General features: G+C 69.5%; 12 protein-coding genes. 3 read left to right on the top strand and 9 right to left on the bottom strand.

What is annotated here, in order from left to right; translation table 11 throughout:
* Positions 1 to 2 precede the first annotated feature (2 nt).
* From OX958_RS18930 to OX958_RS18910, 5 genes are all read right to left on the bottom strand, one after another.
* Entirely contained in the window at positions 3 to 1,235 is a 1,233-nt protein-coding gene (locus OX958_RS18930) for an RNA polymerase sigma factor (RefSeq protein ID WP_270130147.1), read from the bottom strand.
* A 272-nt stretch (positions 1,236 to 1,507) separates the two neighbouring features.
* Entirely contained in the window at positions 1,508 to 1,846 is a 339-nt protein-coding gene (locus OX958_RS18925; RefSeq protein ID WP_270130146.1) for a YciI family protein, read from the bottom strand.
* A 308-nt stretch (positions 1,847 to 2,154) separates the two neighbouring features.
* On the bottom strand, positions 2,155 to 3,024 hold the full coding sequence (locus OX958_RS18920; RefSeq protein ID WP_270130145.1) for a helix-turn-helix domain-containing protein: 870 nt from the start codon (positions 3,022 to 3,024) through the stop codon (positions 2,155 to 2,157).
* A 69-nt stretch (positions 3,025 to 3,093) separates the two neighbouring features.
* Complete coding sequence (locus tag OX958_RS18915; RefSeq protein WP_270130144.1) at positions 3,094 to 3,780, bottom strand: class I SAM-dependent methyltransferase; 687 nt, start codon at positions 3,778 to 3,780, stop codon at positions 3,094 to 3,096.
* Complete coding sequence (locus tag OX958_RS18910; RefSeq protein ID WP_270130142.1) at positions 3,770 to 5,317, bottom strand: ATP-dependent DNA ligase; 1,548 nt, start codon at positions 5,315 to 5,317, stop codon at positions 3,770 to 3,772. The genes OX958_RS18915 and OX958_RS18910 overlap by 11 nt, the downstream gene beginning before the upstream one ends.
* A gap of 162 nt (positions 5,318 to 5,479) precedes the next feature.
* Here OX958_RS18910 and OX958_RS18905 point away from each other — a divergent pair, with 162 nt between their 5' ends.
* Positions 5,480 to 6,439, top strand: coding sequence for a hypothetical protein (locus OX958_RS18905; RefSeq protein ID WP_270130140.1), 960 nt, complete (start codon positions 5,480 to 5,482; stop codon positions 6,437 to 6,439).
* A 29-nt stretch (positions 6,440 to 6,468) separates the two neighbouring features.
* Here OX958_RS18905 and OX958_RS18900 read toward each other — a convergent pair whose 3' ends face one another.
* The 3 genes from OX958_RS18900 to OX958_RS18890 all read right to left on the bottom strand — a co-directional run bounded on the left by OX958_RS18900 (position 6,469) and on the right by OX958_RS18890 (position 10,233).
* On the bottom strand, positions 6,469 to 7,437 hold the full coding sequence (locus OX958_RS18900) for a Dyp-type peroxidase (protein ID WP_270130139.1): 969 nt from the start codon (positions 7,435 to 7,437) through the stop codon (positions 6,469 to 6,471).
* Positions 7,438 to 7,501: 64 nt separating this feature from the next.
* Positions 7,502 to 8,923, bottom strand: a complete 1,422-nt coding sequence (locus OX958_RS18895) for a pyridoxal phosphate-dependent decarboxylase family protein (protein ID WP_270130138.1) — start codon at positions 8,921 to 8,923, stop codon at positions 7,502 to 7,504.
* Positions 8,920 to 10,233 carry an MFS transporter gene (locus OX958_RS18890; RefSeq protein WP_270130136.1) on the bottom strand — a complete coding sequence of 438 codons (1,314 nt, stop codon included), beginning with the start codon at positions 10,231 to 10,233 and terminating at the stop codon, positions 8,920 to 8,922. The genes OX958_RS18895 and OX958_RS18890 overlap by 4 nt, the downstream gene beginning before the upstream one ends.
* A 56-nt stretch (positions 10,234 to 10,289) precedes the next feature.
* On the opposite strand from OX958_RS18890, the gene OX958_RS18885 reads away from it, so the two are divergent.
* Together OX958_RS18885 and OX958_RS18880 are read left to right on the top strand one after the other, a co-directional pair.
* Positions 10,290 to 11,708 carry a CPBP family intramembrane glutamic endopeptidase gene (locus OX958_RS18885; RefSeq protein WP_270130135.1) on the top strand — a complete coding sequence of 473 codons (1,419 nt, stop codon included), beginning with the start codon at positions 10,290 to 10,292 and terminating at the stop codon, positions 11,706 to 11,708.
* A gap of 55 nt (positions 11,709 to 11,763) precedes the next feature.
* Positions 11,764 to 12,489 carry an HAD family hydrolase gene (locus OX958_RS18880; protein ID WP_270130133.1) on the top strand — a complete coding sequence of 242 codons (726 nt, stop codon included), beginning with the start codon at positions 11,764 to 11,766 and terminating at the stop codon, positions 12,487 to 12,489.
* Between the two features lie 164 nt (positions 12,490 to 12,653).
* On the opposite strand, the gene OX958_RS18875 is transcribed toward OX958_RS18880, so the two are convergent.
* Complete coding sequence (locus OX958_RS18875; RefSeq protein ID WP_270130131.1) at positions 12,654 to 13,613, bottom strand: sigma-70 family RNA polymerase sigma factor; 960 nt, start codon at positions 13,611 to 13,613, stop codon at positions 12,654 to 12,656.
* Positions 13,614 to 13,792 lie beyond the last annotated feature (179 nt).

Raw genomic sequence — 13,792 nt, 5'->3', positions numbered from 1 at the left:
TGTCAGCCACCGTCGGGAGCGGCTTCTTCGATCCTTTGCTGCAGGAAGGCGCGTTCGGTGTCGGTGGGTGCCTGGCCGAGGGCCTCGCGGTACGCGGTCGCGGCCTCGTCGTGGCGGCCGGCCCGGCGGAGCAGATCGGCCCGGGTGGCTGTCAGCAGGTGATAGCCCGGCAAGGTGCCTGAGGCAACCAATTCGTCGACGACCAGGAGCCCGGCTTCGGGACCTTCGGCCATGCCGATCGCGACTGCCTGGTTGAGCCGGACGACCGGCGTGGGGAGCCGGCGAGCGAGCTGGCCGTACAGCCCGGCGATCTGCGGCCAATCGGTGCCCTGGGCATCCTTCGCGGTGGCGTGGCAGGCGGCGATGGCGGCCTGGATCTGGTACGGACCGGGCTCACGCCGGCGGAGTGCGGTCTCCAGTACGTCGATGCCTTCGGCGATCTTGCCGGCGTCCCACTGGCTTCGATCCTGCTCCTCCAGGGGAATCAGCCGCCCGGCCTCGTCCTGGCGGCTCGCGCTGCGCGCGTCGTGCAGGGTCATCAGGGCCAGCAGGCCACCGACCTCGGGCTCGTCCGGCATCAACTGGGCCAGGACCTGGGTCAGGCGGATCGCCTCGGCGCTGAGCTTCCGGCGGACGAGATCTGCTCCGGTCGTCGCGCTGTAGCCCTCGTTGAAGAGCAGGTAGAGAACGGCCAGCACGGCGGGGGTGCGGTCGGGGAGGAGGTGTGCGGGTGGGACGCGGTACGGGATGGCCGCGTTCCTGATCTTCTGTTTGGCGCGGTTGATGCGCTTCTGCATGGTCTGCTCGGTGACGAGAAAGGCCCGGGCGATCTCCGCGGTACTGAGTCCCGCCAGGGTGCGCAGGGTCAGGGCGACCCGGGCTTCGACTCCCAGCGCCGGGTGGCAGCAGGTGAACATCAGGCTCAGCCGGTCGTCGGGCACGGCACCGGCCGGTGCGTCGTCAACCGTGTCTTCGGCCATTGCGGCGACCTCTCGTAGCTTGGCGGCGCCCACCGCCTCACGGCGCAGCCGGTCGATGGCCCGGTTGCGCGCGGTCGTGGTCAGCCAGGCGCCGGGCCGGTCGGGGATGCCGTCGCCGGGCCAACGCTCCAGGGCGACGGCGAACGCGTCCTGCGCGCATTCCTCGGCGAGATCCCAGTCGGCCGTCACCCGAATCAGCGTGGCGACCAACTGCCCCCACTCCTCCCGGAACGCCCGCGCGACCGCCTCCTCCACCTCGCGCCGCCGCCGGACGAGGGGTGGCTCTTCGCCGGCCGCCGGATCGGGTGCCGGACCGTTCGCCGTACCGGGTGCCGGACCGTTAGCCGTACCGGGTGCCGGACCGTTAGCCGTGCCGGGTGCCGGACCGTTAGCCGTGCCGGGCGCTGGGCCGTTAGCCGTGCCGGGTGCCGGACCGTTAGCCGTGCCGGGCGCTGGGCCGTTAGCCGTGCCGGGCGCTGGACCACCCGCTGGGCCGTTCGCTGCGCCGGGTGCTGGGCCGGGTGGGGTCACCGGGATGGCGGCGGGCCGTCGATCACCGGGCGGATCTCGATCGTGCCGTAGCCGGCCGCCGGGTGTTTCGCGGCGATCTCGATCGCCTCGTCGAGATCGGCACACTCGATCAGCACGAAGCCGCCGACCATTTCCTTGGTCTCGGCGAACGGTCCGTCCGTCAGCAGCACCTCGGCGTCACGGACACGGACCGTCGTCGCGTCGGCGGGAGGGGCGAGTCCGGCGCCGCCGCGGACGACGCCTCGACGCTCCATCTCCTCCGACCAGCCACCACATCCTTCGCCGGCGTGCTCGGCGGCGGACTCGTCACCACAGATCATCAGCAGATACTTCACAGCAGTTCCTCCTTGTGCCCGACCGACGAACGGGAACGGCCCGAACGGACAGCCGCGCACCAAGAATCCAGTGTGCCGCCTCCAAAATTTGTTCCCCAAGTTCGGGTGGCTGTGTTTCTGGATCTGGGCGGTTGGCAGGGACCGCGCCGGGCTCGGCGGGATGTGGTGGAGTCGCCCGGTCTGTACGGACCGGACGGGCTGGGGTGGGTTTCCCCCCGATCCGGGCCATTTCCCTCCCCAACCGGCGGCCTTCACCTGTCACACCGACTCACCGCTGCAACACGGGACAATCTCCCTGGACATCACAGCTAGCCGAGTTGCTCGAGGATCCTGGTGAGTTGCTCCTCGGCCTGCTGGGGCGGCGGCGCGGAGACGGTCAGCGAGTCGAGGACGTGCGTGTAGGCGTCCAGGTCGTCTCGTTTGTCGAGGTACAGCGCGCTGGTCAGATGTTCCAGGTAGACGACGTCGGGCAGGTCGGCCTGGGGGAAGCGCAACACGCTGAACGCGCCGGCCGTCGCGGCGTGACCTGCGCTGCCGAGCGGGATGATCTGCAGCGTGATATTCGGTTGCTGGACCGCCTCGATCAGGGCGGCGAGCTGGTCGCTCAGGACCTCCAGCCCGCCGATCGGGCGGCGGAGCACGGACTCTTCGATCACTGCCCACAGCCGCAGCGGCGGATCGCGGTAGAGGACGGCTTGCCGGGTCGTCCGCAGGGCCACGATCCGGTCGAGCTCCGCGGTGGAACGCTCGCTCCCCGAGGTGAGCCCAGCCACGGCCCGCGTGTACTCCGGGGTCTGCAGCAGCCCCGGCACGAACTGGAGCTCGTAGGTGCGGATCAGCTCGGCCGCGGCCTCGAGCCCGAGATAGTCGTCGAACCACTGCGGTGTGACGTCGTGGTACCGATACCACCAGCCGCGACTGTTGGCGTCTCGGGCCAGCTGCAGCAACCGCTCCCGCTCCGCGACGTCGTCGACGGAGTACAGCGTGAGCAGGTCCTCGACATCCCGCTCCTTGAAACCGACGCGCCCCAGCTCCAGTCGGCTGATCTTCGACTCCGAGGACCGGATCGCCCAGCCCGCAGCCGACCGGGTCACCCCGGCCCGCTCCCGCAACCTCCGCAGATGCGATCCCAGCATGATTCGCAACGCGGTGGGCCCCGCCTCACTTCGCCCAGCCATACCGCAGTCTAACTCATTATCGAACACATGTTCTACTCGATCTGCCTGGTCAGACGTGCGCAGTCTCAGCTAGTCGCGGAGATACTCCGCTCGCCAATGGTGGCTTGTGCGGGAGGTGGGGCTAGGGGAGCGGTCCACCTGGATCAGCTTGAGGTCGGAGGTGGCGAACGCATCGATGGCAGAGCGGGTCAGGGGCCACGGGGGACCGTCGATGGCGGCATCGGGGGAATGGTCGTCGTCGCGGGCGGAGGCGATGACGACGAGAGTGCCGCCGGGGCGGACGAAGTCGGAGACCTGAGCGGTGGCGGCGGGTTGCAGGGAGATCGGCAGCGCCTGAACCGTGTAGATCTCGATCACCAGGTCGAAGGCGTGGTGCCAGTCGGTGGGTGGGTTCAGCAGGTCGGCCACCTGGTAGGTGGCCTTCGAGCCGGGGTGAGCCTGCTGAGCGGTGTCGACAGCGGTGGGGGAGATGTCGAAGGCAGTCGTGTCGTAGCCGCGGTCGGCGATGAGCTCCGCGTCCCAGCCGGTGCCGGCGCCCACGACGAGTGCCCTTCGGCCGTCGCCGGACGGTTGGGCTGTGTCGATCCAGTCCAGCAGCAGAGGATGCGCGGTACCGCGGTCCCACGGGACGACCGCCGAGCCGTCGGCGGCAGCGGAGTACAGGCGCTCGAACCAGCCGGTCGGATCGTCCTGCCGCAGGGATTCGTGCGCCAGGCGCCGGGACGCGAGGGCGGGGTCGTCGGAGTCACTCGTCATCGGTCGGTCCTTCGGTAGGTTGGTGGATCGCGCGGACTGCCTGCACGGTGTCGACCTGCGCCGGGGTCTTGTCCTCGCGGTACCGCAGCACGCGCGCGAACCGCAGCGCCATGCCGGCCGGGTACCGCGGGGAGGTCTGCACCCCGTCGAACGCGATCTCGACGACCACCTCCGGCCGCAGGTACACCGTGGACTCGTCGCGGCCGGCCTCGAGCTCCTGGAACCTGGCGGTCTGCCAGCGCAGCAGCTCGTCGGTCAGCCCCTTGAAGGTCTTGCCCAGCATCACGAACTCGCCGGTCTCCTCGTCCCGCGCCCCGAGGTGCAGGTTCGACAGCCACCCCGTACGCCGGCCGTGCCCCCACTCCGCCGCGAGCACGATCAGGTCGAGGGTGTGCGTCTGCTTGACCTTCACCCACCCCGATCCGCGCCGCCCCGCCTCGTAGGGCACCGCCAACGACTTGACCATCACGCCCTCGTGGCCGCGCCGGACCGCGTCGGTGAAGAACGCCTCGCCGGCCTCGGCGTCCGCGGTCACGAACCGCGGGATCCGGCGCTCCTCGGGCACCACCGTGCTCAGCCACTCGTGCCGCTCGGTGGAGTCGAGCCCGAGCAGGTCGTGCCCGTCGAGATGCAGGATGTCGAAGAAGTACGGCGTCAGCGGAACCGTCTCGGGACCGGTCGCGGCGCGGGTCGCGGTCCGCGAACCCGTCACCTGGAAAGCCTCCGGGCGGCCGTCCGGCCGGAGGGCGATCAGCTCGCCGTCGAGCACGATCTTGTCCGCCTTCAACGCGAGCACCGCGTCGGCCACCTCGGGCACCCTGCTGGTGATGTCGTCCAGCGTGCGGGTGTAGACGACGACCTGGTCGCCGTCGCGATGCACCTGGATCCGGATGCCGTCGAGCTTCCACTCGATCGCTGCCGGCGTGCCGGTCTTCGCCAGCGCCTCCGCGATACCCGTCGCGGACTGCGCCAGCATCGGCTGCACGCCGCGCCCGACCTCGAGGCCGAACTGCTCCAGCCCGGCCTCACCTTCGGTCAGCACCGCGACCGCGACCGGCGCGGCGGCTCCGCGCAGCATCGTCGCTGCCCGGATCTTCTCCAGCGGAATCCCGGTCGCCTTGCCCACGGCGTCGGCCATCACCCCGTCGAGCGCGCCCTGCCGCAGCTCTCCGCTCACCAGCAGTCGCAGGAACCGTTGCTCGTCCTCCGTCGCCCGCGCGAACAGCGCGTCGACGGCCGCCCGCCGCCTGCCCTGCGACCCCGCGCCGGCAAACGCCGACAGCTCGGCGAACGCCTGGTCGACCTCCTCGATCGTCAGCGACGGTGACTCGGCGGGGGCCGGCGCGTCGGCGAGCGTCCGCCAGCCCACCCCGGTACGCCGTTGCCGCAGCTCACCGGACAAGTAGGTCACGACGATCTCGGTCTCCGCCGCCTCGGTCGCGGTGGTGAGCAGGGTCGCGATCAGGTCGGCCTTGGCGCGGCGCGACCTGGTCTGACTCAGCGACGTCGAAGTGGCGACCACATCAGCGAGCAACATGACCCCAGTCTCGCCCACCGCACCGACAGTTTCCGCCGGCCGCGAAGATCAAGAATCGCCCTCGACGCCGCAACTTTTCCCGCGCCCGGCGCATCTAGCCCATCGACAGGTTCGATACTGGCCACAGGTCTGGACCAGTTCTGATCCGGAAGGACAACGACGATGATCGCTGTTGGACGAAGGCGCGTTCGGGGTACTTCCGCGGTACTGGGGCTGACACTGCTGGTCGCTGGACTCACACCTGGCGTGGCGAGGGCGGCAGGCACGGTCGCGGAGGGGTCGACCGCAGCCGCCCTCGCCTGCAGCGTGAACCTGGGATCCTTGACCGGCGACCAGCACATCCTGCGCGAGGTGAGGGCGACGAAGCCGGTCACCGTGACGGAGACCAGGTCCACGACCGGTGTCTACCCGGTCGGTGGCCGGCCTGCGCTGCAGAGTTACTTCACCTATGAGCCGGGGGTTGCGAACGACGGGTACTCGGCGGGTCTGGCGGTGCAGCAAGGCGTCATGTACGAGATCGCCTACTCGACCGCGAGCACCGACGGTCCCGCTGTACCGCCTCGGCAACGCAAGCGGATCGGTGGCGGCTGGGACGGCTTCAGGCTGCTGGAGCAGGTCCAATGGCAGTCGCCGAACTTCACCATGCCACTTCGCCGCAGTGTCTACGCGGTGCACGACGACGGCGTTCTGCACCGCTGGACGATCGATCCGGCCGGAGTCTGGCGCAAGGCAGAATCGGCTCCCGGCTTCGCGTCACTCAAGTCGATCGCGATGATCAGCAAGAACTACTCGTTCGACACGTTCCTCGCCAACACCCGCGGCGGGGCGCTCTACACCATCCGGATCCCGACCACGGCGGCACTGAAGCCGGTCGTCACGATGGTCCGGTCGAAGACCTGGCAGGGTTTCGAGTCCCTCGTCGCGCAGTCGTGCAGCCTCGGGGAGGTGGTGGTCGCCATCGACGGGGACACCGAGTCGGCCTACCTCTACGCCATCGGCCACGCCAACGGCGCGAAGACCCCGATCGAACTGCGCGGGCAACTCCCCGGTGGCTACGCCGACCCTCTGTGGTTCCGCTGGGGCACAGCGCCGGAGAACGAGATCTTCCGCGGCGACAACTGACGTTCTCCCGGCCGAACGGCGTGCGGTGGTCAGGGCGCCGGGGGCAGCTCGTCCAGGAAGTCCGCAGTCGGGGTGTAGAAGAGCGTGCCGGTGACGGCGGTGGAGAAGTCGAGGATGCGGTCGTAGTTGCCCTCGGGCTCACCGAGGAACATCCGGCGCAGCATCAGCTCGGTGACGCCGGGATCCTTGGCGTAGCCGATGAAGTAGGTGCCGAACTCCTGGCTGCCGACGGTGCCGAACGGCATGTTGTCGCGCAGGATCTGCAGCTCGTTGCCGTCCTCGTCCTCGATCACCGTGAGCGCGATGTGAGAGTTGTCCGGTTTGACTTCGTCGGACAGTTCGATGTCCTCGAGCTTGGTCCGGCCGATCACCCGCTCCTGCTGCTCGACGGTGAGCGCGTTCCAGGCTTTCAGATCGTGCAGGTACTTCTGCACGATCACGTAGCTGCCACCGGCGAACGCCGGATCCTCCACACCGACCAGGACGGCCTCGTCGGCTGCCGTACCGCTCGGGTTCTCGGTGCCGTCCACGAAGCCGAGCAAGTCGCGCATCTCGAAGTACTTGAAGCCGTGCACCTCGTCGACCACGGTCGCGGCGCCGTCGAGCTGTTTCATGATCTGCTGCGCGAGCTCGAAGCACATGTCCAGCTGGCCGGCCCGGATGTGGAACAACAGGTCACCTGCGGTCGCCACCGCCCTGTGCTTGACGCCTTGCACTTCGACGAACGGGTGCAGCGCTGCCGGCCTCGGTCCGCCGAACAAGCGGTCCCAGGCGTCCGAGCCGATGCTGGTGACGCAGGACAGGTTGCCGGCCGGGACCCGGAAACCGACCGACCGGGTGAGCCCGGTGACGCGCTCGAGCAGTCCGCGGGCCTGTTCCTCGCCGCCGGCCTCGATCCGGACCACCAGGAAGATCGCCGACCCGGTGAGCGGCGTCAGCACCGACTGGGGCAGGGCGCGCGTCGTCGCGGTCGGTCCGGCGGTCGGATCGGTCACCATCGAGGGTCTCCTCCAGGTCTTCACAAAGGTCGGCCAAGCATGCAACAGGCGTTGCCGCCGCGGCTCAGGCGGGGCGCATCAGGCGGTCGAGGAAGGCGATCAGCAGGGCCTCGCGCAGGCGTGGGGGAGCCACGTCGAGCAGCGCGTTGACCGGGGCCATCCGGTCGGGCAGCGTCTCACCCGTTCCGAGCCCGGCCAGCTGGAGCAGTCCGTCGAACGCGTCGTCGTCGAGCAGCGCCGGGTCCAGCGCCTTGGCGGCTTCGGCGAGTTCGGGCGCGATCTGGACCGGCCCCGCGGCTTGGGCCGCGGCGACGGCCTGCGTCAAGGCCGCGATCAGGTCGTCGAGGCCCGCTGCCGTCGCCGCGCTCATCGAGAGGTGCAGGGAGGCAGGTTGATCGCGGAAACTCAGTTGTGGCTGAACGAACCAGCCGAGTGCCGTCAGTTCGTCCGCGATCGTGAAGACGTCGGCACGCTCGTCGCTGCGAAGAGCGAGCAGCGTCGTCGCCGGGCGGGCGAGCACCGTCAGGCCTTCCACCTTCGCGGCCGCTTCGGCCAGCCGCAGCGTCGCGTCGTACGACGTCCGGGCGAGGCGTTGGTAGCCCTCGTCCCCGATGTGGTGCACGACTGCCCAAGCCGCGGCGAGGGGAGCACCCGACTTGGTCGACTGGGTGGTCGAGTTCAGCATCGTGTAGCCCGGCCAGTCGGCATGGGCGAAGTACTGCGGCCGGCGCAGCGCGGGAGTGCGGTGCAGCAGGATCGACGCGCCCTTCGGGGTGTACGCGTACTTGTGCAGGTCGACCGAGATGCTCGTCACCCCCGGTACGGCGAAGTCGAACGGCGCGACGTCGACCCCATCGGCTCGCAGGTAGGGCAAAACCCACCCGCCGATGCAGGCATCGACGTGACAGCGAATGCCGCGCTCCGCGGCCAGTTGGGCGAGCTCCGGAATCGGGTCGACGACACCGTGCGCGTACGACGGGGCGCTGGCCACCACCAGCACCGTGGTGTCGTCGCAGGCCGCTGCCATCGCGGCCGGATCGGCCTGGAAGGTCACCGGGTCGACATCGACCATCACCGCGCGGACACCGAAGTAGTGGGCGGCCTTGTGGAACGCGGCATGCGCTGTGGAAGGCAGCACCATGCTGGGTTGCTGACCGCCTGCATGGCCGCTGACCGTGGCGGCGTCCCGTGCAGCCTGGACTGCCAGCAGGATCGACTCGGTGCCGCCCGAGGTCACCGTGCCGACGGCGCCATCACCTTGCAGCAAGCGGGCCGCCCAGGCCACCAGTTCGTTCTCCAAGGTGCGCAGGCTGGGAAACGCGGTCGGGTCGAGACCGTTCGTCGCGCCGTACTGCGCGAGGGCCCGGCGGCCGATCTCGTCTGCCTCGGCCAGGCCGGAGTCGTAGACATAGGCCAGGGTTTGGCCGCCATGGGTCGGCAGATCGCCTTGCTGCAGGGCACGCAGCCGGGCCAGTACGTCGCTCATCGGGCCTCCAGAACCTCGTCGGCGGTCAGCCGGTAACGCAACAGGGGAACGAAGCTGACGGCAATCAGCAAAGCAGGGACCACGGACAGTCCGGCCACGATCGCGGTCAGCGCCGAATCAGGTTGGACGGCATCGCGGGTCGTAGAGGAGACGTAGCCGCCGGCAGCCAGCACCACGGCGTAGAGGCCGGGTCCCAGCGCGAGTCCGAGAGTCTCGCCGGCGGTCCAGATGCCGGTGAAGACGCCCGCCCGGCGAACCCCGCTGCGGGCCGCGTCCACAGCAGCCACGTCAGGCAGCATGGCGAGCGGGAACACCTGGACGCCGGTGAAGCCGATTCCCACGATCGCAAGGACGAGATAGACGCACCAGATCGGCACGTGCTGCACCGTGGCCAGCGAAACAGCGCCGAGGCCGAGCACCGCGGACGCGATGACGAAGCCCGCTTTCTTGCCGAGTTTGTTGCCTATGGCAAGCCAGAGCGGGCTGACCAGCAACGCGGGTCCGACGACGCAGACGAAGCCGATACTGGCGGCGCCGGGATCTCGCAGTACGTAGCGGGCCAGGTAGTCGATCCCGGCCAGCATCGAGCCGAGCGCGAGGGCCTGCAGGACGAGAGTGGTGAGGAGGCGGCGGAAGTCGGCGGCCTGGGCGACCACGCGGAGCTGCTCACCCAGGGTGCCGGTCGTCTCGCGCGGAACGCCGATCGGGGCGTTGCGGGTGCCGTAGTACGCGCCGAGTGTGCCGATGGCGAGCAGGACGGCGACGGCCAGGCCCATCACGCGGTAGCCGTCCCGGCCACCGATCGCGTCGCGGATGACAGGTGCGCTGCCGCCGCTGATCAGGATCGCGATGGTCAGGACGGCGACCCGCCAGGTCATCAGCCGGGTGCGATCGGCGTAGTCGTCGGTGATCTCGGCGGGCATCGCGACGTACGGCACCTGGAAGAACGCGTACGCCGTCGCGCAGCCGGCGAAGGCGAGCACCACCCAAGCCGCGTCGAGAGCGCGCGAGTCGAGATCGGGAGCGGCGAAGAGCAGCGCGAAGCAGGTCGCCAGTGCCAGGCCGCCGCGGAGCAGGAACGGTCTCCGCGGCCCCTGTGGGGACCGATGCCGATCGGAGATCCGGCCGGCGACCGGGTTGAGCACCACGTCCAGTGCCTTCGGCAACAAGACGATCGCGCCGGCGGCCACCGCCGCGATCCCCAGCGTGTCGGTGAGGTAGGGCAGCAGCAGCAACCCCGGCACCGTCCCGAAGGAGCCGGTCGCGACCGATCCCAGCGAGTACCCCACCCGAACCCCCACACCACTCATGCCCGAAGCATGCCAGTCCGCACCCTTGTTCACCCCCGACCTCATAGAGTCTTTTCATGGCACCCCACCAGGACCCGCCCCCTGCGGGCGATGCCCAGCCTCCCGCCGATTCCGCCAACACCCCGGACGGCCGGCGGCCGGTCGACTCTCCTGCGGCGCAGCAGCCAGGTCAGCAGCCGCCTTGGCCGTGGCAGGAGCCGGGACAGTCGTCGGGCTGGCAGGCGCCGGGGCAGCCTCCTGGAAAGGCACAAGCAGGCGCGCCCTATGTGCCCCCAGGCACCTCGCCGTACGGGCAGCTACCGGCGGCACCCCCGTACGGCGCACCGCCCAGCGGGCCGAGGCCGGGTGCGCCGCAGTACGGGCCACCTGTCGGGCAAGTGCCGTACGGCGGGCCGCCGCCGTACGGACAACCGCCTGTGCCGTATCCGCCTCCGCAGTACGGGCCTCCGCCGTACGGGCAGCCGTATGGCGGCTACCCACAGCAGTGGGCGATGAAGGAGCCCTCGACGGCCACCGCCCCACCCGGTACGCCGTACCACCGGCTGGCCCGGACCCCGCGGCATCGCTGGTGGCGGCCGATCATCGGGACGGTCGTGCTCGTCGTCGGCGCGTTCTTCACGATGCTCGGGGTGGTGCTGGTCTGGGAGCTCGCGCACGCGCTGGTCACCGGCGAGTTCGCCGAGCCCGCCGCGGTGGACAAGCTGTTCGACAACCCGACCGAGGACCTCGCGGTCAACCTGGTGATCCTCGGCATCCTCACCCCGGTGGTGCTGTTCACCGTCCGGTGGATCCAGCGCCGCCCGGCTCTGAGCGTCGCATCGGTGCTGAACCGGATCCGCTGGCGCTGGATGCTCCTGTGCTGCCTGCCCGGTGTCGGCTACCTGGCGCTCAACTACGGCCTCGGCGCCGCCTTCGAAGCGCTCTTCCCGGGGGTCGGTGACGGCACCGATCCGGCCGACGACGGCTCCTTCGTCGGCTGGGCCCGCTTCGTCGTGCCTGCGCTGGTGATCCTGCTGCTGGTGCCGTTCCAGTCCGCCGCCGAGGAGTTCGTGTTCCGCGGCTGGCTGGTCCAGGCGATCGGCTCCTACGGTCCGGACGACACCGACGGCAACGCCGTCGTCCAAGCGATCAAACGCCTCTTCCGGACTCCGTGGCCGGCGCTCGTGATCAGCAGCATCGCGTTCGTCTTCAGTCACGGCTACACCGGCTGGGCGATGGCCGACATCTTCCTGTTCGCGATCGTGATCGGCTGGCTGACGATCCGGACCGGGGGACTGGAGTGCGGCATCGCGCTGCACTCGGTCAACAACATCGTCGCTTTCATGATCCCGGCGGCCGTCGGCCAGCTCGGCGGCTGGGCCGATCAGGGCGGTGCTCCGTGGCCGGTCTTCGTGCTCGACCTGCCCTGCATGGCCCTGTACGCCGTCGCCGTGCTCCGGCTGGCCAAACGGCAGAAGATCGCCGAGGTCAGCTGACCGGCCGCCGAAATCCGGGTGAGTTCTGTCGGCGCTCTCTGGCAGGGTGTCCGCCGTGACGAACGCGAAGAGTGAACCGATCGAAGCCGTCCTGTTCGACTGGGGCGGCACGCTGGCGACCTGGCACGACATCGACCTGTACGCCGTCTGGCGGTCGGTGGCGAGCCTGGTCGACGAGGAACGCGCCGACGAGCTGGCCGCCAAGCTCCTCGCCGCCGAGAACTCCGTCTGGCGGCGCTCCCGCGATGAGCACCTGAGCAGCACGCTCGAAGAGGTGTGCCTGCTCGCCGAGGTGGAGCTGACGCCGGCGGCGCACGCGGAGTACGAACTGCAGTGGCACCCGCACACCGAGCTGGCGCCCGACGCCATCGAGACGCTGCGCGAGTTGCGTGCTCGCGGGCTCAGGATCGGGGTGTTGTCGAACACGATCTGGTCCCGCCGGCGGCACGAGGAGATCTTCGCCCGCGACGGCGTGCTCGACCTGATCGACGGCGCCGTCTACACCAGCGAGGTGCCGTGGACCAAGCCGCACCCGGAGGCGTTCCTGTCAGCTATGAAGGCGGTCGGGGTGACCGAGCCGGCCCGCTGCCTGTTCGTCGGGGACCGGCTCTTCGACGACGTCTGGGGTGCCCAGAACGTCGGCATGCGGGCGGCGCACATTCCGCACAGCGCGATCCCGACCAACCAGATCGGCCACACCGAGGGCACGCCGGACGCGACCGTCCAGACACTGGCAGACCTGATCCCCTTACTGGACAGCTGGAATCCGCCCACCCCCTGAGCCTGCCCCAGCAAAGTGTTACCCCCGCGACTGGAGAGTTACCCCACGTTCGACCAAGGGGTAACTCTCCAGTCACGGGGGTAACACTTGACGGCTGGGGAAGCGCGAAGAACCCCCGGGCCGGATCGCGGCTCGGGGGTCCTGGGGGGAGCTGGTGGTGGGGGTCAGGCTGCCAGGGTGGGATCCGCCAGCAGGCGGAGCCGTCCGAGGGCCTCGCGCTCGATCTGACGGACGCGCTCGGCGGAGATGCCGTGCACGGCGCCGATGTCGGCGAGCTTGGCCTGGCGGCCGTCGTGCAGTCCGTAGCGGCGCCGGATGACGTCCGCGGACCGGGGGTCGAGCTGGTCGACCAGGCTGAACAGGCCCGAGCGGTCCGACGCGTCGGCGACCAGCTGGTCGGGGCCCGGCGCGGTCTCGGCCGCGATCAGGTCGCCCAGCGAGGTCTCGCCCTCGTCGTCGATCGGGTTGTCCAGGCTGATGTGGTCCCGGCCGATCCGGATCAGGTCGGTCACCCGCTCCGGGTCCAGGTCCAGCTCGGCGGCGATCTCGTCGATCTCCGGCTCACGCCCGAGCTTGCGCTCCAGCGTCCGCCGGGCCGACCCGATCTGGTTCAGCTGCTCCACCACGTGCACCGGCAGCCGGACCACTCGGGCCTGCTGCGCGATACCGCGGGTGATCGCCTGCCGCACCCACCAGGTCGCGTACGTCGAGAACTTGAATCCCTTGCGGTAGTCGAACTTCTCCACCGCGCGGATCAGGCCCGTGTTGCCTTCCTGGACCAGGTCCAGGAGCGGCATCTGGGACCGTCCGTAGCGGCGGGCGATCGAGACCACCAGCCGGAGGTTCGCGGTGACGAACCGCTGCTGCGCGCGCTGGCCCTCCTCGGCCAGCCACTCGAGCTCCTCCGCCGTTGCATATTTGGGCGCTCCGCCCTTCTTGCGTCCAGTTCGCCCCTCGGCCAGCAGTTGCTCCGCCAGGAGACCTGCCTCAACCGTTTCAGCGAGCTCGACTTCTTCTTCCGCCGTCAGCAAAGGAGTGCGAGCGATCTCTTCCAGGTAGAGACCGACGCTGTCCTTACCGTCGATACCTTCGTCCATTGACCGGACACGAGCCATGCGAGCCACCGAAACTCCCTTCGTCGTTACATGGAGAGCAACGCTCGAGTGAGGTTCAAGATTCCACGATGAGTGTGTAAACAGCCTGAACGTTCCCTGAGATTTCCCGGCAGCCCCACTCAGGCGGAACCACTGCCTGATCCACGCTCAGTACCCCGGTTCATGGCCGGCCAACACAAGCTGTGCGG

The organism is Kribbella sp. CA-293567, from assembly GCF_027627575.1.
Classification (GTDB): Bacteria; Actinomycetota; Actinomycetes; order Propionibacteriales; family Kribbellaceae; genus Kribbella.
The sequence above is the reverse complement of the archived record's forward strand: the minus strand, read 5'-3'. Positions and strand labels throughout refer to the sequence as shown.

Excerpts from the sequence above, each read along its gene's own strand:
- OX958_RS18920 (WP_270130145.1), bottom strand. The coding sequence starts at position 3,024 with ATGGCTGGGCGAAGTGAGGCGGGGCCCACCGCGTTGCGAATCATGCTG.
- OX958_RS18915 (WP_270130144.1), bottom strand. The coding sequence starts at position 3,780 with ATGACGAGTGACTCCGACGACCCCGCCCTCGCGTCCCGGCGCCTGGCG.
- OX958_RS18910 (WP_270130142.1), bottom strand. The coding sequence starts at position 5,317 with ATGTTGCTCGCTGATGTGGTCGCCACTTCGACGTCGCTGAGTCAGACC.
- OX958_RS18905 (WP_270130140.1), top strand. The coding sequence starts at position 5,480 with ATGATCGCTGTTGGACGAAGGCGCGTTCGGGGTACTTCCGCGGTACTG.
- OX958_RS18900 (WP_270130139.1), bottom strand. The coding sequence starts at position 7,437 with ATGGTGACCGATCCGACCGCCGGACCGACCGCGACGACGCGCGCCCTG.
- OX958_RS18895 (WP_270130138.1), bottom strand. The coding sequence starts at position 8,923 with ATGAGCGACGTACTGGCCCGGCTGCGTGCCCTGCAGCAAGGCGATCTG.
- OX958_RS18890 (WP_270130136.1), bottom strand. The coding sequence starts at position 10,233 with ATGAGTGGTGTGGGGGTTCGGGTGGGGTACTCGCTGGGATCGGTCGCG.
- OX958_RS18885 (WP_270130135.1), top strand. The coding sequence starts at position 10,290 with ATGGCACCCCACCAGGACCCGCCCCCTGCGGGCGATGCCCAGCCTCCC.